Origin of the sequence: Pararobbsia alpina (assembly GCF_965118125.1) — a bacterium.
GTDB lineage: Bacteria > Pseudomonadota > Gammaproteobacteria > Burkholderiales > Burkholderiaceae > Pararobbsia > Pararobbsia alpina_A.
In genome coordinates this window covers 428,863-454,551 of the sequence record NZ_OZ221288.1, presented here as the reverse complement: position 1 = coordinate 454,551, position 25,689 = coordinate 428,863, and the positions used below count along the sequence as shown (strand labels likewise).

At 62.1% G+C, this 25,689-nt stretch carries 21 protein-coding genes; 9 read left to right on the top strand and 12 right to left on the bottom strand.

Going from position 1 to position 25,689, the window contains the following annotated elements; translation table 11 throughout:
- Positions 1-7: 7 nt before the first annotated feature.
- The 4 genes from ACMFWR_RS20460 (at position 8) to ACMFWR_RS20445 (ending at position 4,247) form a co-directional block, all read left to right on the top strand.
- On the top strand, positions 8-943 hold the full coding sequence (locus tag ACMFWR_RS20460; protein ID WP_413196520.1) for a nucleoside hydrolase: 936 nt from the start codon (positions 8-10) through the stop codon (positions 941-943).
- Between the two features lie 27 nt (positions 944-970).
- Positions 971-2,257, top strand: coding sequence for an extracellular solute-binding protein (locus tag ACMFWR_RS20455; protein WP_413196519.1), 1,287 nt, complete (start codon positions 971-973; stop codon positions 2,255-2,257).
- A 212-nt stretch (positions 2,258-2,469) separates the two neighbouring features.
- The gene (locus ACMFWR_RS20450; protein ID WP_413196518.1) at positions 2,470-3,360 is read left to right on the top strand and encodes a carbohydrate ABC transporter permease; all 891 of its coding nucleotides are present in this window, start codon (positions 2,470-2,472) and stop codon (positions 3,358-3,360) included.
- Complete coding sequence (locus ACMFWR_RS20445; RefSeq protein WP_413196517.1) at positions 3,357-4,247, top strand: carbohydrate ABC transporter permease; 891 nt, start codon at positions 3,357-3,359, stop codon at positions 4,245-4,247. Before ACMFWR_RS20450 ends, ACMFWR_RS20445 begins: the two co-directional genes overlap by 4 nt.
- 561 nt (positions 4,248-4,808) lie before the next feature.
- On the opposite strand, the gene ACMFWR_RS20440 is transcribed toward ACMFWR_RS20445, so the two are convergent.
- From ACMFWR_RS20440 to ACMFWR_RS20400, 9 genes are all read right to left on the bottom strand, one after another.
- On the bottom strand, positions 4,809-9,227 hold the full coding sequence (locus ACMFWR_RS20440) for an AIDA repeat-containing protein (protein ID WP_413196516.1): 4,419 nt from the start codon (positions 9,225-9,227) through the stop codon (positions 4,809-4,811).
- 130 nt (positions 9,228-9,357) lie between these two features.
- On the bottom strand, positions 9,358-10,656 hold the full coding sequence (locus tag ACMFWR_RS20435; RefSeq protein WP_413196515.1) for an autotransporter strand-loop-strand O-heptosyltransferase: 1,299 nt from the start codon (positions 10,654-10,656) through the stop codon (positions 9,358-9,360).
- Between the two features lie 289 nt (positions 10,657-10,945).
- Positions 10,946-12,247: an MSMEG_0569 family flavin-dependent oxidoreductase gene (locus ACMFWR_RS20430; protein WP_413197301.1), complete on the bottom strand. Its 1,302-nt coding sequence runs from the start codon at positions 12,245-12,247 to the stop codon at positions 10,946-10,948.
- A gap of 11 nt (positions 12,248-12,258) precedes the next feature.
- Entirely contained in the window at positions 12,259-12,555 is a 297-nt protein-coding gene (locus ACMFWR_RS20425; RefSeq protein ID WP_413196514.1) for an MSMEG_0570 family nitrogen starvation response protein, read from the bottom strand.
- A gap of 1 nt (position 12,556) precedes the next feature.
- Positions 12,557-13,594, bottom strand: a complete 1,038-nt coding sequence (locus tag ACMFWR_RS20420) for a sll0787 family AIR synthase-like protein (protein WP_413196513.1) — start codon at positions 13,592-13,594, stop codon at positions 12,557-12,559.
- Complete coding sequence (locus ACMFWR_RS20415) at positions 13,591-14,199, bottom strand: MSMEG_0567/Sll0786 family nitrogen starvation N-acetyltransferase (RefSeq protein ID WP_413196512.1); 609 nt, start codon at positions 14,197-14,199, stop codon at positions 13,591-13,593. Before ACMFWR_RS20415 ends, ACMFWR_RS20420 begins: the two co-directional genes overlap by 4 nt.
- Positions 14,200-14,201: 2 nt before the next feature.
- Entirely contained in the window at positions 14,202-15,284 is a 1,083-nt protein-coding gene (locus ACMFWR_RS20410; protein ID WP_413197300.1) for an MSMEG_0568 family radical SAM protein, read from the bottom strand.
- Between the two features lie 121 nt (positions 15,285-15,405).
- Positions 15,406-16,524, bottom strand: a complete 1,119-nt coding sequence (locus ACMFWR_RS20405) for a Nit6803 family nitrilase (RefSeq protein ID WP_413196511.1) — start codon at positions 16,522-16,524, stop codon at positions 15,406-15,408.
- 15 nt (positions 16,525-16,539) lie between these two features.
- Positions 16,540-17,022 carry an MSMEG_0572/Sll0783 family nitrogen starvation response protein gene (locus ACMFWR_RS20400; protein WP_413196510.1) on the bottom strand — a complete coding sequence of 161 codons (483 nt, stop codon included), beginning with the start codon at positions 17,020-17,022 and terminating at the stop codon, positions 16,540-16,542.
- 454 nt (positions 17,023-17,476) lie between these two features.
- On the opposite strand from ACMFWR_RS20400, the gene ACMFWR_RS20395 reads away from it, so the two are divergent.
- The 3 genes from ACMFWR_RS20395 to ACMFWR_RS20385 all read left to right on the top strand — a co-directional run bounded on the left by ACMFWR_RS20395 (position 17,477) and on the right by ACMFWR_RS20385 (position 20,426).
- Positions 17,477-18,868: a PLP-dependent aminotransferase family protein gene (locus ACMFWR_RS20395; protein WP_413196509.1), complete on the top strand. Its 1,392-nt coding sequence runs from the start codon at positions 17,477-17,479 to the stop codon at positions 18,866-18,868.
- A gap of 132 nt (positions 18,869-19,000) precedes the next feature.
- Complete coding sequence (locus ACMFWR_RS20390) at positions 19,001-19,777, top strand: helix-turn-helix domain-containing protein (RefSeq protein WP_413196508.1); 777 nt, start codon at positions 19,001-19,003, stop codon at positions 19,775-19,777.
- Between the two features lie 301 nt (positions 19,778-20,078).
- Positions 20,079-20,426, top strand: coding sequence for a hypothetical protein (locus ACMFWR_RS20385; protein ID WP_413196507.1), 348 nt, complete (start codon positions 20,079-20,081; stop codon positions 20,424-20,426).
- On the opposite strand, the gene ACMFWR_RS20380 is transcribed toward ACMFWR_RS20385, so the two are convergent.
- Positions 20,384-22,216: a GNAT family N-acetyltransferase gene (locus ACMFWR_RS20380; protein WP_413196506.1), complete on the bottom strand. Its 1,833-nt coding sequence runs from the start codon at positions 22,214-22,216 to the stop codon at positions 20,384-20,386. The two genes, ACMFWR_RS20385 and ACMFWR_RS20380, sit on opposite strands and share 43 nt — an antisense overlap.
- A gap of 406 nt (positions 22,217-22,622) precedes the next feature.
- Here ACMFWR_RS20380 and ACMFWR_RS20375 point away from each other — a divergent pair, with 406 nt between their 5' ends.
- On the top strand, positions 22,623-23,009 hold the full coding sequence (locus tag ACMFWR_RS20375; RefSeq protein ID WP_413196505.1) for a DUF3564 family protein: 387 nt from the start codon (positions 22,623-22,625) through the stop codon (positions 23,007-23,009).
- A gap of 241 nt (positions 23,010-23,250) precedes the next feature.
- Entirely contained in the window at positions 23,251-23,502 is a 252-nt protein-coding gene (locus ACMFWR_RS20370) for a DUF1488 family protein (RefSeq protein ID WP_413196504.1), read from the top strand.
- Positions 23,503-23,544: 42 nt separating this feature from the next.
- Here ACMFWR_RS20370 and ACMFWR_RS20365 read toward each other — a convergent pair whose 3' ends face one another.
- Both ACMFWR_RS20365 and ACMFWR_RS20360 read right to left on the bottom strand, forming a co-directional pair.
- A complete protein-coding gene (locus ACMFWR_RS20365) occupies positions 23,545-24,270 on the bottom strand; it encodes a hypothetical protein (RefSeq protein ID WP_413196503.1) in 726 nt (241 codons plus the stop codon).
- A gap of 304 nt (positions 24,271-24,574) precedes the next feature.
- A complete protein-coding gene (locus ACMFWR_RS20360) occupies positions 24,575-25,531 on the bottom strand; it encodes a ProQ/FinO family protein (RefSeq protein WP_413196502.1) in 957 nt (318 codons plus the stop codon).
- Positions 25,532-25,689 lie beyond the last annotated feature (158 nt).

The window sequence follows — 25,689 nt, the reverse complement described above, 5'->3', positions numbered from 1 at the left end:
GACTGAGATGACCTTTCCTCCGCTCGCCGAGTCCGCACGCGTAGCGCGGCTGGAGCCGCCTTCACGCAAGATTCGCGCTGTCATTGACTCCGACACCTTCAACGAGATCGACGACCAGTTCGCGATCGCCTACGCGTTGATGTCGCCCGAACGCATGACCGTCGAGGCGATCTACGCGGCGCCGTTCTTCAACTCGCGCTCCACGGGCCCCGGCCACGGAATGGAGCTCAGCTACGAGGAGATTCTGCGCCTGCTCGCGCTGATGAAACGCCCTCATGAGGGCTTTGTCTTCCGCGGTTCGACAGACTATGTCGGCGATGCGCAGCAGCCGCAGCGCAACGATGCTGTCCACGATCTGATCGATCGCGCACTCGCGAGCACGCCGGAGGACCCGCTCTACGTGATCGCACTGGCGGCCATCACGAATATCGCATCGGCGATTCTGATCGAGCCTCGCATCATCGATCGAATCGTGCTGGTATGGCTCGGCGGTCATGCACTCTGGTGGCCGGATACGCGTGAATTCAACCTGCGCCAGGATGTCGGCGGCGCGCGTGTGATCTTCGATTCGGGTGTGTCGCTCGTTCTATTGCCCTGCATGGGTGTCGTGTCGGCACTGCGCACGACGATCGCCGAACTGGCCGCGCACGTCGAACCAACCGGAGTGCTCGGCGCCTTCCTGACGGAACGTGTTCGCGGCTATGGCGAGGAAAAGCAGGCACTCGGCTGGTCAAAACCTATCTGGGATATGGCGCCGGTTGCCTGGCTCAACGATGCACGCATGATGCGTTCCACACTGACACCCAGTCCAGTGCTCAACAACGACGTGCGCTGGAGCGTGGACCCCTCGCGCCATCTTGTGCGCGTCATCGACTATATCGACCGCGATGCGGTTTTTGGAGACTTCTTTGCCAGGCTCGCCGCGTTTCGCGCGGGCGTCTGACCTATTTCCGACTACAAGGAGACGACCATGAGATTCCGCTTGTTCACGCCGCGTCTCGCGGCGATGGTGGTGGCACTTGGGGCAACGACCGCGGCGCTGCACGCGTCGCCCAGCCGCGCCGAAGACGTCACGATCAATTTTCTGCATGCGCAGAACGAGCGCACTTATGGTCCGGTCATTCAGGCATTTGAGAAGGCCAATCCGGGCATCAAGGTGCGTGAACAGCGTGTGCCGTTCGATCAGCTCAATGCTCAGGTGCAGGCGCGCATCGGTGCAGGCGACGACAGCATCGACTTGTATGGCGTCGATGAACCGCGTGTGCCTGCGCTCGCCAAGCGCGGCCTCTTGATGGACCTGAGCGCGCAGAGGAACATCGTCACGGAGAAAACGACCCCGGAGGCTGTTGCTGCGACGTCGACCGATGGCAAGCTTTACGCGCTGCCGCAGTGGACCTCGACGCAACTGCTGTTTTATAACGAGGACCTGCTCGCCAAGGCTGGGATCACACCGCCGTCGGGCGACCCCGCGCATCGCATGACGTGGGACCAGTTGCTTGCCGACGCGAAAAAAGCGCAGACGGCCGGCGCCAAATATGGTGTGGCGTTCGAGCAGGTCGATCGTTACTACCAGCTTCAGCCACTATTCGAATCGAGCGGTGCGGGTTCAGGCTTGACGGGTCCAGGCTTGCTGACCCCAGCGGTCAACACGCAAAAATGGGTCCAGACGATGACGTGGTACGGCGACCTGTACAAGAATGGTCTTGCTCCGCGAGGCGTTGCTCCCGAGCAAATGGGTTCGCTCTTTACCAACGGTCAGATCGCTTACTTCGTCGGTGGACCCTGGAATTTCTACGATTTTGTGAAGACCTCGAACCTCAAATGGTCGATCGCACCGCATCCGTATTTTGCGAACGGCAAACCGGTCACGCCGACGGACTCATGGGCCGTCGGTATCAGCCCGCATAGCAAGCATCCGAACGAGGCACTCAAGTTTGCGATGTTCATGACGATCGACGATCAGGGCGCGCTGCTGTCGACGCAGACCAATCCGCTTCCGCCTGCCAACAAAGCCGCGTTTGATCGTCACGTTGCGGAAGAGACAAAGCTCGGCGGCGACTCCACGGCGCCCTATGCGACGCTGTTGCCCTACGAACTCAAGAACACCGCGATCAGCCGTCCGCGCACCGTGGGTTACGTCGCGTTCGAGGAGATCATGAACAAGGCCTTCAGTGACGTGCGTAACGGCGCTGATCCCAAGCAGACGCTTGATCGCGCCAATGGGCAACTCAAGGCGATGTTTGCGCGGCTCAAGTAGGCGGCCGCGGCGGATCGACAAAGTGCAGGTACAGGTACAGGTACAGGTCCGGGTTCGGGTTCGGGTTCGGGGCCGGCCGCAAGCTTAGCCTGAATTCAGGCCTGGGTCCGTCGCGTGTTGAATCAAACTTGCGACCTGTGGGTGCGTGGCAAAGAGCGGTCGACGGCGAGCGTTCTGCACCGCGCCATGACGAGACGATCGAGGGCGCATCGATGGCATACGAAGTTCGACGATCTGGATGGTTAGCGCGTCTGAGCCACAATGAAATGACAGCGGGCGCATTGATGCTCGCCCCCGTCTTTCTCGCACTGGTCTTCTTGCGCCTTTGGCCGGCGGTGATCGCCGTCGCGCATTCGCTGTCGTCCGATGACGCGGGTCATTCGATCAGCCTCGGCGCCTATACCTCGCTGTTCGAAGATCCGACGTTCCTCAATTCGCTGTACCGCACCGCGCTGTTCTCGATCATTGTCAATCCGTTTCAGATTGCGCTCGCGTTGCTGATTGCGGTCCTCCTGCATCGACGTATCGCGCTGGGTGGTCTCTGGCGCACGCTCGTGATTCTTCCGGTCGTGATTCCCCAGAGCATCTCCGCACTGATCTGGGGTGTGGCGTTGCGTCCCGACGGGCCGCTTAACGCGACGCTAGTCGCGCTCGGCTTGCCGGCACAAGGATTTCTGACGTCCACGGTGCAGGCCCTCCCGAGCATCATCATCGTGGTCAGTTGGGTCGGCGTGGGTTACTGGACCACGTTCCTGCTTGCCGGGCTCAAAGACATTCCCGTATCGCTGCTCGAAGCCGCCGCACTTGATGGCGCGAACGCACGTCAGCGTTTCCGCTATGTCACATTGCCACTGTTGCGCAGGCCGCTGCTATTCGTGCTGGTCGCCGACACCGTATCGAACTTTCTCGTGTTCGCCCCCGTTCAGATCCTCACGAATGGCGGTCCTCAGGACACGACAAATCTGATCATGGCCGACATCTTTACGCGGACCTTCGTCTACAACGACGACAAGGGCGGCGCAGCGGCGACGGTGATTCTCGTCGCTGTCGTGCTGGTCGTGGTCATGATTCAGTTTCGCATGATGAAGGGGCGCGGCGAATGAGTACGACATCGGACATGCCCGTACGCGAACAGACTCGCAAGGAAAGCGGAACGTTCGGCCATGAACGCACTTCTCGGCTCGTTTTGATGGGTGCAGTGGTCGTGGGAGCCGTGTCGATGGCGCCGCTTTATTGGGCGTTTATCTCGTCACTGCGTCCAGGCCAGGACATCCTCAAATACCTGTCGCCTCTGAGTATCTGGACGTTTATTCCGAACCGTCTGACGTTCTCGAATCTGGTCAATGTGCTGGACGGCCCCTTCGGGCGATCGATGTTCAACAGCGTCGTCGTCGCGCTCGTGACAATTGTGCTCGGTCTGGTGATCTGCTCGATGGCCGCGTTCGCACTTGCCAAACTGCGCCTGCCCGGCAAGTCAGTGATCTTCTCGATCGTCGTCGTGAGCTTTCTGATTCCGTTCGATGCGATCGCCGTGCCGCTGTTGACGCTGTTCCGGCAGGTCGGGCTTCAGAATACGTATCTGGGGATCATTCTGCCGGGTGTGGGAAACGGGTTCGCGGTGTTCATGCTCCGCCAGTTCTTCCTTGGCATTCCTGCCGAACTCGCCGAAGCCGCACGTATTGACGGGCTTGGCTGGTTTGGCGTTTTCGCGCGAATCTATATCCCGCTTTCGGGCCCTGCGCTTATCTCGGCGGGCCTCATTCTGTTTGTGTTTCAGTGGCAAGCGTTCCTGTGGCCGTTACTGATTGCACCCGATCCCAGCTACAAGGTCGCCGCCGTCGCAACCGCCGACTTTGCGGGTCAGTTCTCGACCGATTTCGGCTCACTCTTCGCAGCCACCGTCATCGTCTCGATCGTCCCGCTCATCGTCTTGCTCGTCTTCCAGCGCTATTTCACCGCATCAATGGCCACGAGCGGCACGAAGGAGTAGGCTGGATCATCCGCTGTCCGATCTGCGAAACGTCTGCGCCCATCACGGCCGGCTGTGGGGATTGAAGATGACGGCATCCCAACCTGCGCGACCGACTGGTCGCAACCTTGCGCACTACGCGCTTGAGATGACCAAGCCAGATACCTTCTACGCCCGCGCAACAATGATGAAAGCGCTGCTCGACCCGCTGGGCTATGGTGCTGCCTGGCGTGATTCGTTGCTTAGCACTCTATCGTCGTGCCAGCATGTCGACGCATTGACTCATCTCAATTTCCCGCGGGACTGGCAAACAAGGCCCGCTTGGGCATGAGCGGCCCGAAGCCATCACAAAGCGATCATGTTCGAGGTATAGCGTTGACCGTGGCGTGCGGGTTCGATAGTATTGCCTCTGACAACGCTGGGGACGCCTCTCAACGATGCGCAACACTCTAGACGATAAAGGGACGCGAAAGCGTCCCTTTTTTACGTGTGGGATGCGGTTCGTTAGCCATGAACATGTTGTGCCGTTCGCGTGGTCCTTACGTCACTGCCGTGCCCCTACCTAGCCAGTAAAACCCCTCGTTAGAACCGGTAACTCACCTTCACACTCGCTGCCTCCGCCGTCGTGTGATTGCCGCCGACAAGCGCGTCGAAGTTGACGGATACGCTGAGGGCCTTGGTGGGCTTCATGCTGATGCTGACGCCGGTGGTCAGTTGGTCGCGGGGCAAGCTCGTGCCTTGCGCGACAAATGGCGTGCCGTCCTGGGAGGCGACGCCGACGACGCGGCCGGTGCCGAGGGTTTCGCGTGCGTAGGTCAGGCGAAGTTCCGCGTCGATGGGTCTGAGCTCGCTGCCGAACTGCTTGGCGAAGTTCACCCCAACGTAAGGCTGCAGGCTTCGTACGGTGTCGGCACCGACGTTGAGATCCTGTCCGTTCGCCCCGCTTTCGCCGAAGCGATTCGCGTGGAAGTAGGCATAGCGCACACCGGCACGCGGTGTGACGGTCAGCCCGCCCAGCATCATCGGCAGTGCCGCTTGAGCGGCGGCCGATGCTTGTTGGCCCCAATGGTCGCCTTCGGCTGTGCCAACCGGGCCAAACGGCCGCTTTTGCGACAGGAAGTCGAGTCCGGCACCGATCGAAGCAGACAGGTCCGCCGGCCCTGCCTTGTGATCCCCGTAGATGAACGCCTGCAAAGTATCGGTGGTGCCTGTATTTCCGGTCACCGATTCGTCGATATCGCTGCGCTCATAGCCGATCGCCACGCCGAGCGTCGAGCCATGGACCGGCCCGTCAAACCCGGCAAGAAAGCCGTATTCATGGGCCTGAAACCCGGGAACAGGCGTCGCACTGTTCGGGCCGACCTGCATCTGCGTGCCCGTTGCCAGCACCCACGCGCTGGATCGCGCGACGCCCTCTTCCGAGAGAGGAAAACGCCCGAGCAACGACGCATTCGCCATCTGTGCCGACAACGCAATCGTCGATCCGAGCGCGGTATAGATGCTGATATTGCTCGGCGCCACGACGACGCCCGTGATCGAACTGGTACCCGGCGTTCCGAACGGATCGCCGAGATCGGAAGGACCTTGCCCGCTAAGCACGAGATCGACTTCGTTGGCGCTGTAGTCGACGGCCTGCGACAGTGCGCCAAGACGAGCACCCGATGAAACCGTATCCGACAGGGTTGCAAATCGCCCGTTGACACCGCCTGCTGCGGTCAGGATTGCGTAACGCGTGGCCTTATAAGTGCCCGGGTCGTACAAGACCGACAACCCTCCGGCAAGCGTTGCAACACCGCCCACGCGCAGCTGCGACCCCGTCGTCGGATTGACTTCGATGGCGAGGGTCGCCGTATTGGCCTGCGTATAGTTTCCGTTGACTGTCAGTGTGCCGATCGAACCACCCGGCATCACGATGCCGTTGTTGATCACGTTTGCGCCGATCGTGCCGTGCCCGCGCAGCGTGCCGGGCGCATCGACGATGACGTCGCCACCCAGCGTCGCCTGCGGCGTATTGATGTCGCCGATCTCGAGCGTGCCCGACGCTACTTCGGTTGTGCCCGCAAAGGCAGCACTGTTGCCGTCGAGAATCGTCATGCCGGTGCCGATCTGCTGGATCTGCCCGCTGCCCGTGATGCCGCCGGCATAGGTCAGCGTATCTGGCCGGTCGAACACGAGCGCGCCATTCGCCACGGTATTGCCGGTCAGCTCGCCCGACGCGGTGCCTCGCCCGATATTCAGCGTGCCGCCCGACGACACCGTGGCGCTGTCGAGCCCGCCATACAGAATCTGTGTGCCGCCGTCGAGCACTTGCGTATTGCTGATCGTCGCACCACTCGATACGGTCTGCGTCCCGCCGCTCGCGACAAGCGTTCCGGATGCCATGCCGCCTGACAGCACGGTCTGCGCACCGCCCGAACCCACCGACGTTGAACTCGCCACACCACCGGCGGATATGACCTGGCTGCCGCCGCTCTGGATCGTCGACCCGCTCGTGACGCCTCCCGAGTGAATGGCTTCAGTGCCGCCGCTTGCGACGACCGTGCCCGTTGTCGTGCCGCCCGAAAGGACCTGTGTCGTGCCACCGCTCGAGACGGTCGTCGCCGACGTCGTGCCACCGGCGCTCACGATCTGTTGCCCACCCGAACCGACGGTCGTGCCGGAGACGGAACCGCCCGAGGTCACGACTTGCTGGCCACCCGCGCTGACCATCGTCCCGGTCGCAGAACCGGCGACGTTCTGCGTCCCGCCGCTGACGATCGTGCCGCTGGCGGTGCCGCCCGACGAAACGGACTGCACACCGCCGCTTCCGACCGTCGTGCTGCTGCCAACGCCGCCCGACAAAATGGACTGTGTGCCGCCGCTCGATACCGTTGTCGCGTTCGTGGTGCCGCCCGACGACACCACTTCAGTACCGCCGGCGAAGACCACCGTACCGCTCGTCAGGCCGCCCGAACTCACGAAGGTCGTGCCGCCACTCAAGATCGTGCCCGACGCGACGCCACCCCGGTCGACGAACTCCTGCCCTCCGCTATCGACCACAGAGTTGGAGGTGGTACCGCCCGACGAAATGATTTCCGCACCGCCGCTGCTAACGGTCGTATTGCGCGTCTTGCCGCCCGAAGACACCAGAATCTCGCCGCCACTGCTGATCACCGCATCGACGGACGTGCCACCGGCCGACACGATTTCCTGACCGCTGCTGGTGACAATCGTGCCGCTTGCCGTGCCTCCTGAAGACACCGTTTCAAGGCCGCGGCTGCCGACGTACGTATTCGTCGCCGTGTCGTTGTTCAGAACGGTCAGTTGGCCGCCATTTTCGACGAGCACGTTCTGCGCGCTGCCATTCGAGATGACATACGAACCCGATGCGTTCACACCGCTCACGGTGGCCGACGTATTCGTGACGAGCGCCGCGCCCGAAAGCTGAGTGATGTCCGTTGCGGTGCCGCCACCCGATACGAACAAGGTCGAGCCGCTGGTCAGTGTCGTCGTGGTTGCGCTGCCCCCGCCTGACACGGTCATCTGACCTCCGCTGCTCACGAGTGACGATGTGACAACCCCACCCGACGATACGAACAACGACCCGCGATTGCGAACTTCGGTATCGGTCGCGCTGTTGTTGGCGAGCACCGTCAACTGCCCGCCGTTTTCGAGCAGCACGTTCTGCGCGTTGCCGTTCGAGATGCTGAACGTGCGGGCCGATGTGCTGTTGGTGCCGTTGATCGTGGCGGACGTATTGGTGATCAGCGCACCGCCGGACAGTTGCGAAATATCGGTTGCCGTGGCCCCGCCCGACACAGCGAGCGTGCCGCCGTTCGCGACCGTCGTGGTCGTCGCTGCACCACCGCCCGACACCGTCATCAAGCCACCGCGGCTGATCGTGGTCGATGTCGCACTATCGCCCGCGAGCACGGTCAGTTGTCCGCCGTTTTCAAGCACCGCGTTGGTCGCGATGCCGTTCGAAATGGAAAACGATTGCGTGATCGTGCCAGTCGACGTGACGAGCTGATCGGTACCTGTCACCGTCGCGCTTGTCGTCGTTACGAGCGCCGCGCCTGCGAGTTGATTGACGCTCGTGGCCGTGGCGCCGCCCGACACAGCCAGCGTGCCGCCGTTGCTGATCGTTGTGCTGGTCGCCGTCGCGCCGGCTGAAATGACCGCCGAGCCGCGATTGCCAATGGTGGTGTTCGTTGCGCTATCGCCGGAGAAGACCGTGAGCTGGCCACCGTTCTCGACCACGACGCCACTCGCCGCACCCGCCGAAATCGAGAACGCACCGGACGCATTGGTCCCGGTGACGGTCGCCGACGTGTTGGTGATCAGTACCGCGCCGGATGTCTGATTGACGCCGACAGCACTGCCACCCGAACTCACGTTGAGCGTTCCGCCGGAGCTCACGGTGGTATTGCTTGCGCTGCCGCCGGCCGATACGGTCTGCGTGCCGCTCGACACCGTGGTGCCGATCGCGGTCCCGCCGTTCTGCACCGTCTGGGTACCGCCATTGATGAGGGTCGCTCCCGACGCCGTCCCACCCGATGCAATCGTCTGCGTGCCGCCGCGTACCGTTGCGCCCGTATCTGTCCCTGCGACGGTTTCCAATCCGCCGGGCGTCAGCAATGTCCAGTTCGCCTGACCGCCTGAATTCACGTTCAACGAGCCGGCGCTGACGGTCGTGCTGGTTGCCGAGCCACCCGAGGACACGACTTCCGATCCGCCGTTGATCAACGTCGAGCTGACGGTCGAACCGCCGGCGACGACGGTTTGCGTCGAACCGGTGATCGTGTTGCCCGACGTGGTGCCTTCGACGATTTCGCCTGCCGTGATGGTGGCGTTCGTTTCGGTCGTGCCGGCACTCACGACGCTCTGCGCTGCCGCGTCGTTGACGAGCCATGGCTGAATCGTCAGCGCGGCGAGCATCGCACCCGTCAGGCGTGACAGGCGGCGCTCGGTACCCAGGAACGTGCGCGCATGCTTCGTGCGACGCCTCGTCGATCGTTTCATCTGCATCCCCGATTGGCGTGACCGCCAGATCGTCCTTCTGGTCTGATGCTGCTTTGTTGTTATCGTGCCGTGCTGCGCCTGCCGTACTGCGCATGCCGTACTCGTGTTGCCTGGCCGATGCGGCTTTCTTTCACGCCTGCTGCTTGACGCCGAACCCCGGTATCTGGCGGATCGTGTGCTTGACCTGATCCGCGGTGATCAGTCGCGTGCATTCGAACTGCCGCGGCGTACCGGCATGCCGAGGACACCAGAGAAAATCCTTGTGATCGAATTGCACGCGCACATCGTTCCAGCAGCTATTGCACGTGTGGTAGTTGATCACGCGAAACGGCGTGTCGAATTCATTGGTCGGGTGCGTAAAGCCACTGATCATGACGACCGGCGTGCGCATCGCCCACGCAAGCCATGACAGGCCGCTGCTGAGACCGATGAAAAACGCTGCGTGGCGCAGCCATCGGGCCCGCTCGGCGAGCGGCAGATCCCCGGTCATGTCTTCGGAACCGTACGGGAGGTGGTTCCACACCATGCCGCTACCGTGCGTGGCCTTCTGATCGATGCAGATCACGCGATAACCCTGCTCCTTCAGGAACGAGACGATCTCGCGCCATCCGGTCGGGTTGTTCCAGTATTTGCACTGCGTCGTGCTTTGCGTACCGATGCACACATAGGGTTCGGGAATCGGCCGACTGTCATCAGGGAGCGTGATATCGGGCCGCGTCTCGCCGGGGTCGACGCCGAGGATATAGCCCGCGGTACGATGAAGACCCACGTGACGAAAATCGCTGGGCTGGCGCACGTTGGCGTCATCCGTGAAGAACAACCCGATGTTGTAGGTCGCGTAGTACTCGTTGGGATCGACCTGATCGGGGGTCACAAAACGGATGGTCGGATACGCATCGCGAAACAACGCGATCAAGGGCTCCGCCATCACGCACGTCAGCTTGCAGCGATGCTGACGCTCGAACTTCGCGACGTAGGGAAACCATCCGAGCGTGTCGCCCAGCGTGCCAACCGGCAAATGGACGAGAACCGGGCGAGCCGACAGTTCAAGCCGGTGGCGAAAGATCGCATTGCCTTGCGACCAGACTTCGATTTCGAATGGCACGAAATATTTCTTGCTGCTCGCCACCGTGCCGGCCGAGATCTGCGTCTCGAACAAAGGGTTTGCCGTCACGGCGTCCCGCAGCAGAACTCGCCATTCGCCTTCGGGCAAGGTAATGCGGCAGCCGTCGTTGAAGTCGAATCGAATGCCGGCAGGACCGTGCTGGGTCGGCGTCGACGGAGGCTGCTGGACGCCTGAAGCCGGCTGGGCCGGCGCGGGCGAAACGGAGGGCTTCGATGCAGCAAGCGTCGGCACATCGGCCGCTTGCGTCACTTCACTGCAATCTGGAGCGGGTGCCTCACACGGCGTCGCACCGGCTGTCGACATAACGGATCCGGAATCAAAAAGGTCACTAAATCGCCGCATCTGTAGCGGCGAGTGATACCTTTCCGGTCACGTTGACGAAGCCTCACCTTTGACAGATTTGTCAACGCACCGTCAGGTACCTTCGAAGGCGCTAGCGAGGTTAACGGCCGCATAGCGAAGGCCTTTAGTGATTGACGTCTGCCGCATACCTTCGTATGAGGTTCGGGGACACGGATTCGCGAAAGCATGCGGCACTTATGCGTCTTTGCTCGGGTGTGAGTGACCCGTGTCGGGACTCGCGGCATCCGGCTCAAGCCGCAAGACTCGCCGATACGCCGAGCGAGGTGTCCGACGCCGCGCGGATGGCGTCGACGATATGCGCCGCATCGCGGGCGACGCCCGAGAATCGTCCCGATCCCCACGTATGCAGCCATGGCAGGCCCACGAAGTACAAGCCGGGCTGGGGCGTCACACCGCGCACATGGGCCGGATATCCGCGACCGTTGAACACCGGGGCGTCAAGCCATCCGAAATCCGGTGTGAATCCGATGCACCAGATCACCGATGTAATGCCGCTCTGTGCGAGATCGAGCACACTGCGCTCGCTTTCGGGATGCCACACCGCCTCATATCGCCCGGGTTCCGGCGCGTCGATGCCCTGCTTCTCGATGAATGCGTCGATGCTGGCGTTGATCCGGTTGTACGTTTCGTCGGCCTTGTCGAGGTTGTCGATCAGGTTCGGGGCGAAATGCAACTGCCCCTCACTCAGATCGTCGAGCCGGCCGAAAAGCTCCATCCCTTCTGCTGCAAAACGCCTTAAGTCGATATCGCGGCCGCCGTCACGCCCGGTCACATAGTGGTTGGTGTTGTCGCGTACGCCTTCGCGCAAGGGATGCTGGTCGACGGGCAGATTGTAGTAACCCATATCGGCAAGCCAGTCGACGACGTCGCGCCCGCGATAGAACCGCGCACAACGCGGGGCCTCGCCGACCGCGAGATACACCTTGCGTCCCGCGAGATGCAAGTCCTCGGCGATTTGCGCACCGGACTGCCCCGAACCCACGACCAGCACCGCGCCTTCGGGCAATGCTTCAGGGTTGCGGTACTCCGATGATTGCAGTTGAACGATTTCGACCGGCAGCCGTTCCGCCATCCGCGGCACGATCGGCGTGTGGTAGCCGCCCGAAGCGACGACCACATGATCTGCCGTGAACATGCCGCTTGACGTCGTGACTTCATAGTGTCCGTCGGAGGCGCGTTTCACGCGCTTCACCGCCGTATGCTCAAGGACCGGAGCGTCGACCGACGCGATAAAGCCGTCGAGATAGGCCACGATCTCATCCTTCTTCATAAAGCCGTGCGGATCGTCACCGCGATACGGATACCCCGGGAGAGCGCACTGCCAGTTCGGCGTCACGAGGCAGAATGCGTCCCAGCGCTGCGAGCGCCACGTATGCGTGACGGTCTGCTTTTCGATGACCTGATGGTCGATGCCGGCCTGCTTGAGGTAGTAGCTCACCGAAAGCCCGGCCTGCCCACCGCCGACGACGATAACGGGGACATGCCGAAGCGGATGGGCTTCGCCCGAGCCGAGCGAGGATGCCTGTGGCAAGGATGCGTGTGTCATGAGACGTTCCTGGAAAGTGCGATCACGTGAACCTCGGCCTGCGGATCGCCCGCAAAATGCCTCGCGCGATCTTCGATCTGCGCCAGCTGGTCCATTGCGGACGAACAGGCGTAGCCGTATTTCGCGCGCACGCGCTCCGAGGCAAGGCTAAGCGCCTGACGCGACCGCTCGACGAAATCCGCAAGCGCGTAGCGTTCCCCGGCAACGAGATAGTTTCCGACGATGGTTGACGGCGAATAACAGTTCGCTTGCGAACCGTCTGGCCACTGAATCCGGAAATGCGTGACGGGCATCTCAACTCCCTCCTGACGGGGCGCCGATAAACGACTGTGCATCGAAGTGCCAAAGCGTCGAGCGCGCCGGCCCCTGCTCAAGCACAACCTGTCGAGACGCGTCGACCGTTCCGATGACTGCAGCCGCGAGCCCGCGATCCTGGAACCGGTCCAGGACCGCGTCGACGTGTTCATCGCGCACCGACAGCACGAACCCATAGCTGGGGAACGCGCTCAACCAGCGATCGAAGTCCACGTCCGGCGGCCGGGGAATCGCGTCGAGATCGATGCGCGCACCCTTCCCCGAGCATTCGAGCAGCATGAGTGACGTACCCAGCACGCCGGCCATGCTGATGTCCTTAGCGGCATCACAGAGTCCGCTCTCGGCCAATTGCGGCAAGACTTCGAGGTCGTCGCGCAGGCGTTGCCCTGATGCGCCGACCGACGCGTTCCAGAATGGATAGGGATCTTCAAAGTGGCCGCGAAGATCGATCGCCATGACGAGCCGGTCGCCATCGCGTGCGTTAAAGCTCGACAGCAACGTGTTCGCCCGCCCGACGATCGACACCGCAAGCTTCGCCTGCGCGCTGCGCGTGTTGCTATGCCCCCCTACCACTGGAACACCGTACGTCGTTGCCGCGGCCGCCATGCCTTCCAGAATGGGCGCGGCTGCCTTGAGCCCGTCGCACCACAGAGCATCGACGACAGCAAGCGGACGGCCACCCATCGCGTAGATATCGCTGATGTTGACCATCACGCTGCTATACCCGGCAAACCACGGCATCGACGAAACAAAGTCGCTGACCAGCCCTTCGATGGCAAACAGCAAGTAGCCCTGGCCATCCGCGATCGCAGCGCAATCGTCGCCGACGGCCACGGCCTGACCCAGATCCTCGACTCCGCGCGGCAGCCTCGCGGCGAGCGACGACACCACGCCAGCGATGTCGGTCTTGTGACGAAAACCGCGGCTCTCGCGCAGTCGCTGCGTCAACGCATCGAGCGCATTCTGGAATGCAAGCTTCGGTCCGGTCGACGACGCGAGCGACGAGGCGGGCGTCATGTCCGTCCCCGCGATGCCGTGACGAAGCCGCTTTCAGGGGTGTGACAAGGCGGATACGCCGACAGGTCGGCCTCCATCAGGTGATGCGGGCGTCCGAACAGTGTCTCTTCGGCAACCGTGTGCCAGTTCAATCGCCGGAACAGCGGCACGTTCTGCGCCTGCACGTGGGCAAGAAACGTGTCACAGCCCACTGCGTTGGCGCTGCTGACCGCGAGTCGGATCAGTGTCGTGCCCAGCTTGCTATGCGAGCGGAACGCAGCGTGCACGGCAAGACGCGAGCCGAGCCACGAACGTGGCTGCGTCTCGTGAATGCGCACGGTGCCCACGACCTGCTCAGGCATGCCTGCGACGCAACTCATCGCGACGAGCAGTTTCGCTTGCCCATCGATCTCGTCACGATCGTCGCCTGCGAAGACACCTTGTTCGTGGCAAAACACGGCCCGCCGCAATGCATAGGCCTCGTTGCGTTCCCACGCCAACGTCGCCCATTTGATGCGGTACTCGACGGGCACATAGGGCGCTTCGTCAAGGTCGTGCGCGTGAATAAAATCGTACGTCGAGCGCGTTTGGCCGACGCAGGCGGTATCCGGAGCATCGATCAGCATGGTCATGCCTCGTACGAAGCGAGCGACGAACAGGCGCCGCATTTACCGCAGCCGGCCTTGATATCGGACGAACGCATCTGCGCATCGCGCAACATGGCGCCAAGCGGGCCCAATATCGACTGCATGAACGCCGAAGACGGCGCCGGATGATCTTGAAGCGGCGTACCACTGATGGGCACGAACGGTACGACGAACGGATACACGCCGAGAGCGATGAGTTCACGCGAGATCGCCAGGATCGCCTCGGGTGAATCGCCGAGGCCGGCCAGAATGTACGTACTGACCTGGTTGCGCCCAAACACAGCAACCGCCGCCTTGAAGGCGTCCATATAGCGCGAGATCGGTACCGCGGCCTTGCCTGGCATCAGTTGGGCCCGCAGCTCGGGCGTTACCACTTCAAGGTGCATGCCAAGCGTGTCGATGCCGCTCGCCTTCATGCGCTCGAACCACTTGTCGTCGTCAGGAGGTTCGCATTGGGCCTGAATCGGCAAATCGACTGCAGCCTTGATCGCAAACGCGCTTTCGCAGAGGATCTGCGCTCCGCGGTCGGGTGTCGGTGGCGTTCCGGTGGTCAGCACCATATGCCGGACGCCGTCGAGCAGCACCGCGGCGCGCGCCACCTCGGCCAATTGCTCCGGCGTCTTGCGCGCGATGGTGCGACCCGCCGCAAGCGATTGCCCGATCGCGCAGAACTTGCAGGTCTTCTTCCGGCTTTCGTAGCGGATGCACGTTTGCAGGACCGTCGTCGCAAGCACGTCGGTGCTGTGCAGCGTTGCGATATGCGAGTACGGCACGCCGTCGAGCGTCTGCAGGCGTGCAAAGCGGGGCGACTTCGGGAACTGGATGCTGGCGATCGGAATCGCGCCACGCATCAGCGCGCTGACACCGGACGCATCCGGCGCCTGCGCGACAAACGGCGAATGCCATGCCGACGTCGTATGCACGGGCACCATGATCGTGACGCCGTCGACGGTCACGGCCTTATGGTCGGACGGACCCGCGCCGCCGCGCCGGCTCGCTGCGCCCGCAGACGGATCCATCAGACGCAGGCCGCTCGACTGCAACTCGGTGCGCAGTGCGGTCATGTCGCGCAGCGCGACGTGGCGTTCAATCTCCGCCCCGATCGCCTGGTCGGTCTCAAGATTCAGCCCCGGGTCGATCTCGCACCGGGTGTCGCGCATCGGTTCGCTTCGTAGACCGCTGCGATCATTCGATAACGGGTTCGGGTTGGCGGTCATCCTGGCCTCCTTGCGGTAAATCGGGATCGAAGTGAAACAGCCCCGCGTCATCGGGTGCCCCGCCCGAGGGCATCGAAGGCGTCGAATGAGTCGGATGCATCGGCTGCATCGGCGACATCGGCGACATCGGCGACATCGGCGACATCGAATGCATCGACACCGTCGTCGTTGCGGGTTGCGCGTTGATCGCCAGGCTCAACAATTCTGGCCGGGCATAGTGACCGACCGAATCCATCATGCGTTTGCGCTTGGTGATCAGCGACATGTCGAGATCGGCGACCACCATGCCCTCGCCTTCGCGCAGCGGCGGCGCGAGATGCTGCCCCTCGGGCGAGACGATGGCCGTCATGCATCCGCCGCGCAGCGCCTTCTGAAGCTTGTCGTCGGTCGTGACCGATGCGATCTGCGCCTCGCTGAGCCAACCCGTCGCGTTGACGACGAAGCATCCCGATTCAAGCGCGTGATGCCGGATCGTCACTTCGATCTGTTCGGCAAAAATCGGCCCGACAAGCGACCCCGGAAACTGGCTGCAATGAATCTCTTCGTGCTGCGCCATCAACGCATACCGCGCGAGGGGGTTGTAGTGCTCCCAGCATGCCAACGCCCCGACACGCGCGATGCGCGTATTCGCGACCTTGAGCCCGGCGGCATCGCCCTGCCCCCAGATCATGCGTTCGTGAAACGTCGGCGTGATCTTGCGGCGCTTGAGCGCGAGCCGCCCGTCGGTGTCGAAGATCAGCTGCGTGTTATAGAGGCTGCCGTAGTCGCGCTCGTTGACCCCGAGCACGACGACCATCGCATGCCGGCGCGCGCGCTCGGACACGGCATCCGTCACCGGACCGGGCACCACCACGGCCTGCTCGTAGAGCCGCATATGCTCGGGACCCGATGCGACCGGCGGCCGCACAAACGAAAAGTACGGGTAGTACGGCACAAACGTCTCGGGAAACACGGCGAGCTGAACGCCGCGCGACGCGGCTTCATCGAGGGCCGCGCAGACGCGCTCGAGGGTGCCGCCGGGGCGGTCGAAGTCGGGCGCGATCTGCACGGCCGCCGCACGGACCATGCGCTGGGCTGGGGACGTCATGGCTGGCCTCCGCGCCTAGACCGTCCACGTATGGATGATCAGTGCATCTTCCTTGCGGTGGAGCAACTGAAGATCGAGCACGTCGAGCGGGTTGATCGGACGGATGCCTTCAATCAGCGACGCCTCGCCGTGTCCATAGAGCGCCTGAAGCGCGAAGCGGCACGCATAGACCTTGCCGCCCTCGTCCATGAACTTGACGAGCTGCTTGTTGAAGTTCAGATGGCCCGGAAACGCTTCGTCGCCGAGCGTCGGAAAGCCGCGCTGCAGCCCCAGCGTGACACCCGGCCCGTAGAGCAGCACCGATGTCTCGAAACCCTTGCGTTGCAGACGCGTTGCCTGCAACAGGTTCACGAAGCCGATCGACCCTTCGAATGCGACGGTATGGAACGTGACCAGCGCCTTCTCTCCGGCATCGGCTTTCACGTCCTCGAAGACCTTCTCCTCGTAGTCGACGAGGAAGTCGCCTTTCTGATGCAAAGGTTGAGTCACTGCGGGCATGTCGATCTCCAGTCAATCGCTGATTGAATAAATGGACGTTCGATTTATCGGTGCGAATCCAAAAATCACCGTGTGACGAATCGAATAACGCAACGGATATGCCAATCGGGAAGACGCCGGATGCAATCAACTTGCAATCATTCAAATTGCAATGGATCGCGTGACTTGAAAAAATCTTGAAGAACCTTGCCGGATAGGCGCTGAAGAGGTTGCGCTGCCCGCGTTGCACCACAGTGCGATGCGCCTGAATGATCGCTTTTGTGCGCGTTGATGGTGCGTCGCACCCCGCATCCGTGCAGTGGTCCAATCAATGCAATCAATCAAACTTCGAACAAAGAAAATGATTTATTTTTTCTCGCATCCGCATGTTAGTTTGAATTGATCGCTATCGACACACATGACGCACATTGATCGTTGTCGACGGCCGCCAATAAAACGAAGGCCTATCGAGCCCATGAACAGCCTCGAGCATCACTGGATCAAACGGCTCGCCGAGAGCCGCAAGCCGGCTTATCTCGTGATACCGGATCTGATCGAGGAAGACCTCGCGAGCGGACGTCTGCGGCCTCGTGACCGACTGCCGGGTTTGCGGGATCTGGCCGATGCGCTTCAGCTCAACTACACGACCGTCGCGCGCGCCTATGCCGAAGCGCGCAAGCGCGGCTTACTCGACGCGCGCGCCGGACGCGGTACCTTCGTACGCGGTCGAACGCAGACTTTGCCGCTCGCGGGAGGCGGCAGTGTCGAGATGTCGATGAATATGCCGCCCGAGCCGCCCGAGCTTGCGGCTCGACTTCGCGACGGCGCAGCCACATTGTTTGCGCAGGCTGACCCGTATCCGATGCTCCGTTATCAGGATTTCGGAGGCCTGCCTGAGGATCGTGCTGCGGGACGCGCCTGGCTCAAGCGACGCCTGCCGCATTGCGAAGACGATACGGTGCTCGTGTGTCCGGGTATTCACAGTGCCCTCGTCGCACTCGTCTCCCAACTCGCCCGCCAGGGCGAAACCATCTGTCTCGATACGCTCGCCTATCCGGGAATCAAGGCGATCACGTCGCAGCTCGGCGTGCGGCTTCAGCCTTTGCCGCGTGATGATGAAGGTCCGTTGCCGCATGCGTTCGAAGCGCTGTGCAAGACCGACAAGCCCGGTGCGTTCTATTGCAATCCGACGCTGCAGAACCCGAGCACATTGACGCTGTCGAGCCGACGACGTGAGGCGCTTGCAGACGTCGCTTTGCGCTACAGCGTGCCGATCATCGAAGACGACGCGTACGGATGCCTCGCAGTCGATGCACCCGATGCGCTTGCCACGCTGGCCCCGGAACTTACGTACTACGTGACCGGGATGTCGAAAACGTTCGGTGCGGGCCTGCGCGTCGCTTACCTGCGTTCGCCGTCCGCGCGACAGACACAACGCGTGGCCGGCGCCTTGCGTGCGACGACGGTGATGGCGAGTCCGTTTACCGTCGCGCTCGCGACGCGCTGGGTCAACGACGGCACGGCGGCCGACATCTGCGATGCCATTCGTGTCGAAGCCCGCGCACGGCAGGCCATTGCATCGCAGGCGCTCGCGAACTGGCGTTTTGACGCCCATCCCGAGAGTTTTCATTTGTGGCTGCCGATCCCCGCGCATTGCGACTGGAGTGCGCCGGAGCTCGCGCTGCGCCTGCGAAGCCAGGGTGTGGCAGCGGTCGCGGGGGCCGCGTTCTCGACCGACGGCAACCCGCCGAATGCCCTGCGCATCTGCCTCGGCGGTCCACAGGATCGCGACGATTGCCGCTACGCGTTACAGCACGTCGCCGAAATGCTCAACGATCCGCATCATCTGCATATGCCCATGATGTGATGCACTTGTAGGGAAACTCCTACACGCCTTCGTTAATTCCTACGCAAGCTTCATTCGCGGCCGATTTATCGACGTCTCCGGCCGCGCGATACTCGCGCATACGCGCGCATCCCGCGCGCTCGAGAGAGTGTGATGAACGTGTCGACCGAACTAGAGCGGATCCGGGTGGCAGCACCTTCCCAGGCCGCTGCTGCATCATGCGCGGCGCCCGAAACGGGCCGCCGTCACGAGACACGTTGTTCGAATTGCGCGATGCGTGCGTTGTGCATGCCGACCGATTTGTCGGACGCCGATCTTCGGCGTCTCGATGCCATGGTCGGCCCGACGCGGCTCGTGCGCCGCGGTGAAGTCCTCTATCGCACGGAGGACCCCTTCCAGAATTTCTTCGCCGTTCGATCGGGCTCGTTCAAGACGGTCGTCATGCATCGCGATGGCGGCGAACAAGTCACCGGCATGCATCTTCCCGGCGACCCGCTCGGGCTCGACGGGATCTGTAACGGCCACCACGCGAGCGAGGCCGTCGCGCTCGAAGACAGTTCGGTCTGCGTGATCCCCTTTCACATTTTCGAATCGTTCTGTCACGACGTGCGTACGATGCAACGTCACTTCCACCGCCTCCTCGGCAGTGCGCTCGTCCGCGATTCGAACCTGCTCATGCTGCTCGGCACGATGTCGGCCGAGCAACGCGTCGCTGCATTTCTGCTGAACCTCTCCGAGCGATTCCGGATTCGCGGCTATTCGCCCACGTCGTTCTCGCTGCGCATGACACGCGAAGAACTGGGCAGCTATCTCGGTATCAAGCTGGAAACCGTCAGCCGGATGTTCTCGAAATTCCAGAAGCACGGCTGGCTTGAAACACAAGGTAAGGCAATCCATCTGATCGATCTCGACGCGCTCGAACGCGTTTGAATCCGGCGTTCCATGCGCTGCATGGTGACCGTTTCGCTGGCACCGTTGCGTTGCAATCTCGTTGCTATCGCACACGCCTTCCAACTCGCTTTCGTCCGTCTTGCAGGCAACTCACACGTTGTATCTGCGACGGGGAACGTGCCTTGCTGACACTCGTCCTGCACAGTCGCCCCCACAACCGTCACATTTGCTCCTGAAAATAGGGGCCGGCCTTGCCCGGTGCCTGACGGTTTGCTGTCGGGCGGCAAATTCATTGACGACTCAGACGGGCGGTCAGATTCCCTTGTTCAGGATACGTGCCATGCATGGAGTACGAAGCGAAGCGCTGCGCGCCTATCTGCTCGTGGCGTCGGTGGCTGCGATTGCGATCGACCTGATTGCGCTGTATGCGGGATGGGTGCTTCAGATACCTGACAGTGTGTTTTTGTCGACACCCTTCAGAATCCTTGCAGGCCTTGTCGTCGTCGCCTCGGTCGCAATGGTGCGACTGCGCTGCGGCATGGCGTTTCGCTCGGCTGTCGGGAGTGGCGATGCGGTGGCGCACGACGGACAGGAGCGTGCCATCGTCGTCAATGTGCGATGCCCGCAGCGTCGCCAGGTGTGCCTTTACGCGCGATTGTCGGGACGCCGCGCCGTGTTGATTGCCTGATCCTGCAGAGGCAGTACGATCGACCAGATCGTCGGGTCCTCGTTCGTTTGCCGCTCGAAACCGCAGTCCTGCGCAAGCGCCAGCATGCGCCGGTTTTCCTTGAGCACCACGCCGACGATTCGCGCCATGCCGCGCCCGCGGCAATAGTCGATGATGCGCTCCATCAGCATGCGGCCCAGGTGGTGCCCCTTCTCGTCGGACCGAATCGCCACGGCGAATTCGGCAGACTCGCCTGCACCATGCGCCTCAACGCAAGACACTGCGCGCGCGACGCCGTGGACGACCAGCTGGTCGGCCGGCCCCGAGCACGCGATGATGGCCATCTCACGTGCGTAGTCGATACGGACCAGTCTTGAGAGACGCGCATGATCTGGCTCGCGCTGCATGCTGAAGAAACGCAGATAAAGGTCTTCGGGCGTCTGTGCCCTGAACAAACCCGCGTGATGGGGCTCGTCTTCCGGCCGGATCGGACGAAAGGTCAGCGCCATACCGTCCCAGTCGATCGTCTGCTCGAGGTTGAACGGATACGGGCGAATGGACAGCGGGTGTCGCCGGCCCCGCGCAACGATGAGAAGGCGTGCGCGCGCGAAATACCATCGGCCGGCCGAGTACTCGAGTTGCCCCGTCATTGCGCCCAGACGCGATTGACCGCATACGATCGCGGAGAGCGTTTCGAGCGCATAGGCGGCTTGTGCGATGTCGCGGCCGGGCAACCGCCTGGCATCGGTCGGACGCGTTGTGTCTGTCGGATCCTTCGGATCCTTCGAATCGTTTATACCCATGAGGTCGTGCAAACTGTCGAACACTAACGTGGTATCGACAGGCAGCAGATGCGTTACGGTGCGCGGCGATTCACGGTCCTCCGACGCTGCATCGATGTTCGGCCGATGTGCGAGCCGTGAGCCTGGTGTCAATGTCATCACCGCGCCGAAACCGGGATCGTCGTGAATCTCCACCTCGATGGTGTAGTCCACCGCCGTCATGCCGTTGTCGGAGCCGGATATGGCTTTGATTGCCGCATCGGCTTTGATGCCCTCATCCGCTTCGATGTCGACACCGATTGTGTTATCGGCTTCGACGTCAGTATCGACGCTCCCGTTCGTATCCGCATGCAGGCCGAAGCAGGCCAGCAGCATCTGCGCTTCGTTGCTGCCCATCCAGAGTGGCAGATCCGTTCCGCGCGTTTCGATGCGGTCAATCCATTGCCGCGCGTGGGCATGCGCCGCGCGCAACCCGCGCACGTCCGGCGCAGGGAGCGGAGGCGTCGCCATGATGCGCCTCATCTGCTCGCGATACGACTCGATCAGCGGACCTTGCTGGATCCCCTGCGCTTCGGCGGTCTGTGACGCGTCGAGTAGCTGTTCGAAGTCATTCACGCGCACAAAACCGGTTCGCTCGATGGCCGCCTGATAGACCGGTTGACCCTGTCCATCCGGTGCAACGCACCAGGCAAACACAGGCTTATTGCGCGTGCATGCGCGCGCTGCGGACAAAAAACGGGACGGTCGCGCAAGATGCGTCAACGCGACAAAAACGATGTGCGTGTGAGGGTCTGTCGCCAGAAAATCCAGCATGTCGGCGCAGTCCATATCGTGTGCCGTCTCAAGCGAGAAGACGGCAGATACACCAATCTGATGATCGAGCGAATACGCCTGGACGCGTGACGCCTGCGCATCAGTCGCCACAATCCAGCTTGCGCGCACGCACCAGCGTGTGGACGCGCGAGGCGCCGAAGTGGTTGATGCCGAAGTCGGCGGACGCGGCGAGGTATCAGCGTCGGACGGGACCATCGATGTGCCTCCCTTTTTCGATCGACACTCTGACAATGCGAGGTCATTCCGAGCCACGCACGCTCAACGCGTTGAACACGCGCGAGGAGAACGCACGTGACCGTTCAAAACGCACGTTGCCATCGACAAGGGCAACAGACGGCGTAACATCACCTTCGCTGCGGCATGGTCCCACAGACGCCTATAGCATGCGTGATCCACTTTGCGCTCTCAAGGATTCGTATCTGACCTGCCGTCACCCGTTACCTGGAATCTGACTGCAAGTCGCCCCACTTGATCGAGGCGGCCCGAACGCCACGGGCTCGCCGCATTCGATGCGCGCTCACGGTAACGACCGTGACGACGTCGCGTGCATGCCGATTGAGTCTCGCTGCGATGGCTGGCATCGACCCTTTTTGGAGAGACCATGCGCATCACTGTTCATCTCGATACTTTCAACGCGCTGAACCCCGGCGCGTTCGCCGTGCTGTGGTGTGACCATGACGCGGGCCGCTGGTCGCGCGAGGGCCACCTCGGCATCGACATCCCCGAATGGGGTGTTCTTCGCGACGATGGTTGCGATACCGTCCTTGAAGACGCCATGTGCACCTGCACCCTCTTCGCACTCGAGGGGCTAGACCTGACCGCCAACCATTGCCCGCATCGCGGCGAAGACGGCGTCGCGCTGAATCGGCCCGGTATGTCGGCATACGGCACCGCAGGACACTGGTCCGTTCAATGCGTCGATCCCGTCAGCGTGCACGCGGAACACAGCGTGTTTGCCGACCGCGCCGATTCGGACGACGTGCGCTAGCGTACCGATTTCTTACGCCATTCATCATAAAAATACGCGGTTTAATTTGAGTCGTTTTTTCCGACTCTTTAAACCGCATAGTAAATACGTGCGCAAACGTTTAACTTCATTTCACTATAAAAATCGTTGATGCGGCAATGTCATAGTTTGACAACCGATTTATCGCGTTAAGTCGATCTCGCTTGTCTTTTAAAGGATTGCTGTGATACGTTGCGAGCATCGTCAGATGCGGACTTGAAAAATGACCGTGAATCTCGCTCCGGGCACCGCGCCCTTTGTCGTAGATGGTGACGTCCAGTTCACGATTGCAGTTGATGGTTCTTATTATCGATGTACCGTCGACGACGAAGTACTTTGCCGGTACTTCGGTGACACCTATAAGTCCGGTAACCGGCTAGCCGCATTTGAACGCGGTCGAGACCGAATTCTTGCAGTTGCCGCTGCTCTGATTTGGCAAGGCTCGCTGATTCAATTGCAAACCCGCGATTTCTAAATCACTGATATATCACGCGACGAGGACGGTTTCTTATTCTCGTTATCTGAGCGACATTCCAGGCAATAAAGGGTACGCCGGCCACGCATAGGCGGCGGTCGCAGCAGTCGCCGCTTGCCATTCGGGTCCGAAACGGCTATCGCTTGCTGGCGCTCCCAGCGACGCCGCTCCGCCCGCTCTCGCATAAGCAAGCACCGTGTGCGCCTCTATTCTCCGTGCGAGCATCTCCAGGTCGGCACGTCCGACAGGATCAAGACCAAGGATTTCCGCCGCGACGTCGCAGGTCAAGCCGAGTGCCAAAAGTCCCGGGGCACGATGGCCGATCGACCTGTGCTGGAGCGCGCGGCGAACGTCCGGCGCATCGAGATCGAATGCCGTCGCAACGGAATGCCAGGGCTGATGCGCATCAACGTGAGGATAGGCATATCGATTGGCCACGGCGTCCTGCAATACCCCAAGCGCGTAGGGCGACGAAATACCATGCCAACGCGCGACTTCTCGCCACTCTCCGCCCCACACAAGCGTCGGGGTGACGTGCACGAACACCGACAGGATCTGCAGCCCGACCAGGGTCGCCTCTTGCGTGATGCCGTACATGCGAGCGACATCAACCCAGTTCCCACCCAGTCGGATCGCCTGCCCCGCCGCCCCGTACACCGCACGCCACTCGAGTGCGACGCGCGCGATGCGATCGACGATTCCGGTCCGGGCCGCCGCAGCGTCACACGAGACGCCCGCCTGCACCCAAAGTCCGGCCAGACCCGCCACGGCATCAAGCTGCGATCGGACGCGATGTGCCTCAGCATGTGCGTACGTGCCGCATGAATCCAGCGACGCGGCGCGAGCGTAAGCAATAGGGGATTGCGGCGTGCAAGGGACGACCCGAACGGCGATGGGCCATATCGGGCTACGTGCGAACGCCGATGTTCGCTCAAACGCATGCGGTGCCGATGCACATCGCGCGTCGACGCGCGCCGCGCTGAAAGTACGGGAAGGTTCGAGCATGTCGCCGATCTCCAATTGATCGACGCCATGCTAGACGCCCCTTTACACGCGTCCTTCCAGTTTCCGATCAGTGACCGTTCGCGACAGATTCCGTTTGCGAATTCGACGCGTGGTCATCCGCCTGAGCCGCACCGGAAGGCGTGGGGTCGGCCGCCGGCGCAGTGTCCGCAGCCGACTGAGTCTGCGGCGTCGACGCGGGCGCGGTGTCACTGCCGACAGCCGCAGTCGGAACCACGGGTGTGGATGCCGACGCGGACGTGTCAGGGGTCGGAGCGGTCGACGACGCCTGCGCGTGACCTGCGTCCTGCTTTGCACCCGCATCACCGGCCGCGCGCTGCTGCGCACGCTTTTCACGGTGCGTTTCGAGACGGCGCGCGCGGTTCGCATCGGCTGCGGTCACCACACCGGCCGGCTGACCTGCGAGGTCGATACGCTGTGCGCCTTCGACCATGCACGCCCAATACCGGCTGCCGCCGCACCATGTCTTGATCGCAGCGCGCAGCTGAGCTTCATCGGCACCGAGTTCAGTCGCATGCGCCATCAAATCTTCGAAGATGCCGATTTTGAGCGGCACCTTCGGTGCAGGCTTTTTCGGGAACGTCGCCGAGAAACGATTTTGCAATTTGCGAATCAGCAGCAGGACCGGGTCGGTCGGCGTCGCCGATTCGTGCGAAGCACGCGCCGGGCGCGCCTGACGGTCACCGCGATCGCCGCGCTTGCCGCCATGGGTCCGAGCCCCTTCATTTCCCTCGTGACGAGGGCGGCCATTCGGAGTCTGCGACGACTTCGGGCCGTTTGAAGCACGCGGCGCGTGATTCGCGCTGTTCGCGTTGTTCGATTTCGCCGGCTTCGAACCTGCGGCCTGTGCGTCGCCGCCCGGCTTGCCCTCAGTCTTCGCAACGGCGCCCTTCGGCGGACGTGGCCCACGGCCCTTCCCACCCCCGCCACCCTGCTTGGCGAGTTTCTCCTGGCGTGCCTTTTCGGCGAGTTCCGTTCTGAGTGCTGCGAGTTGCTCGAATCCCATTGCTTTGTCCGACTTTGAACTGCGCGCATTGTATCAGCCGTCTGCAAAAGCATTAGCCAAACGCGCACATTTCAATGTTAAGAAAACATATTGAAAATCACGCCCCGGTTGCCGGGGACCGAAACTTCGCAATAACACCGGTCACAACAGTCACACCG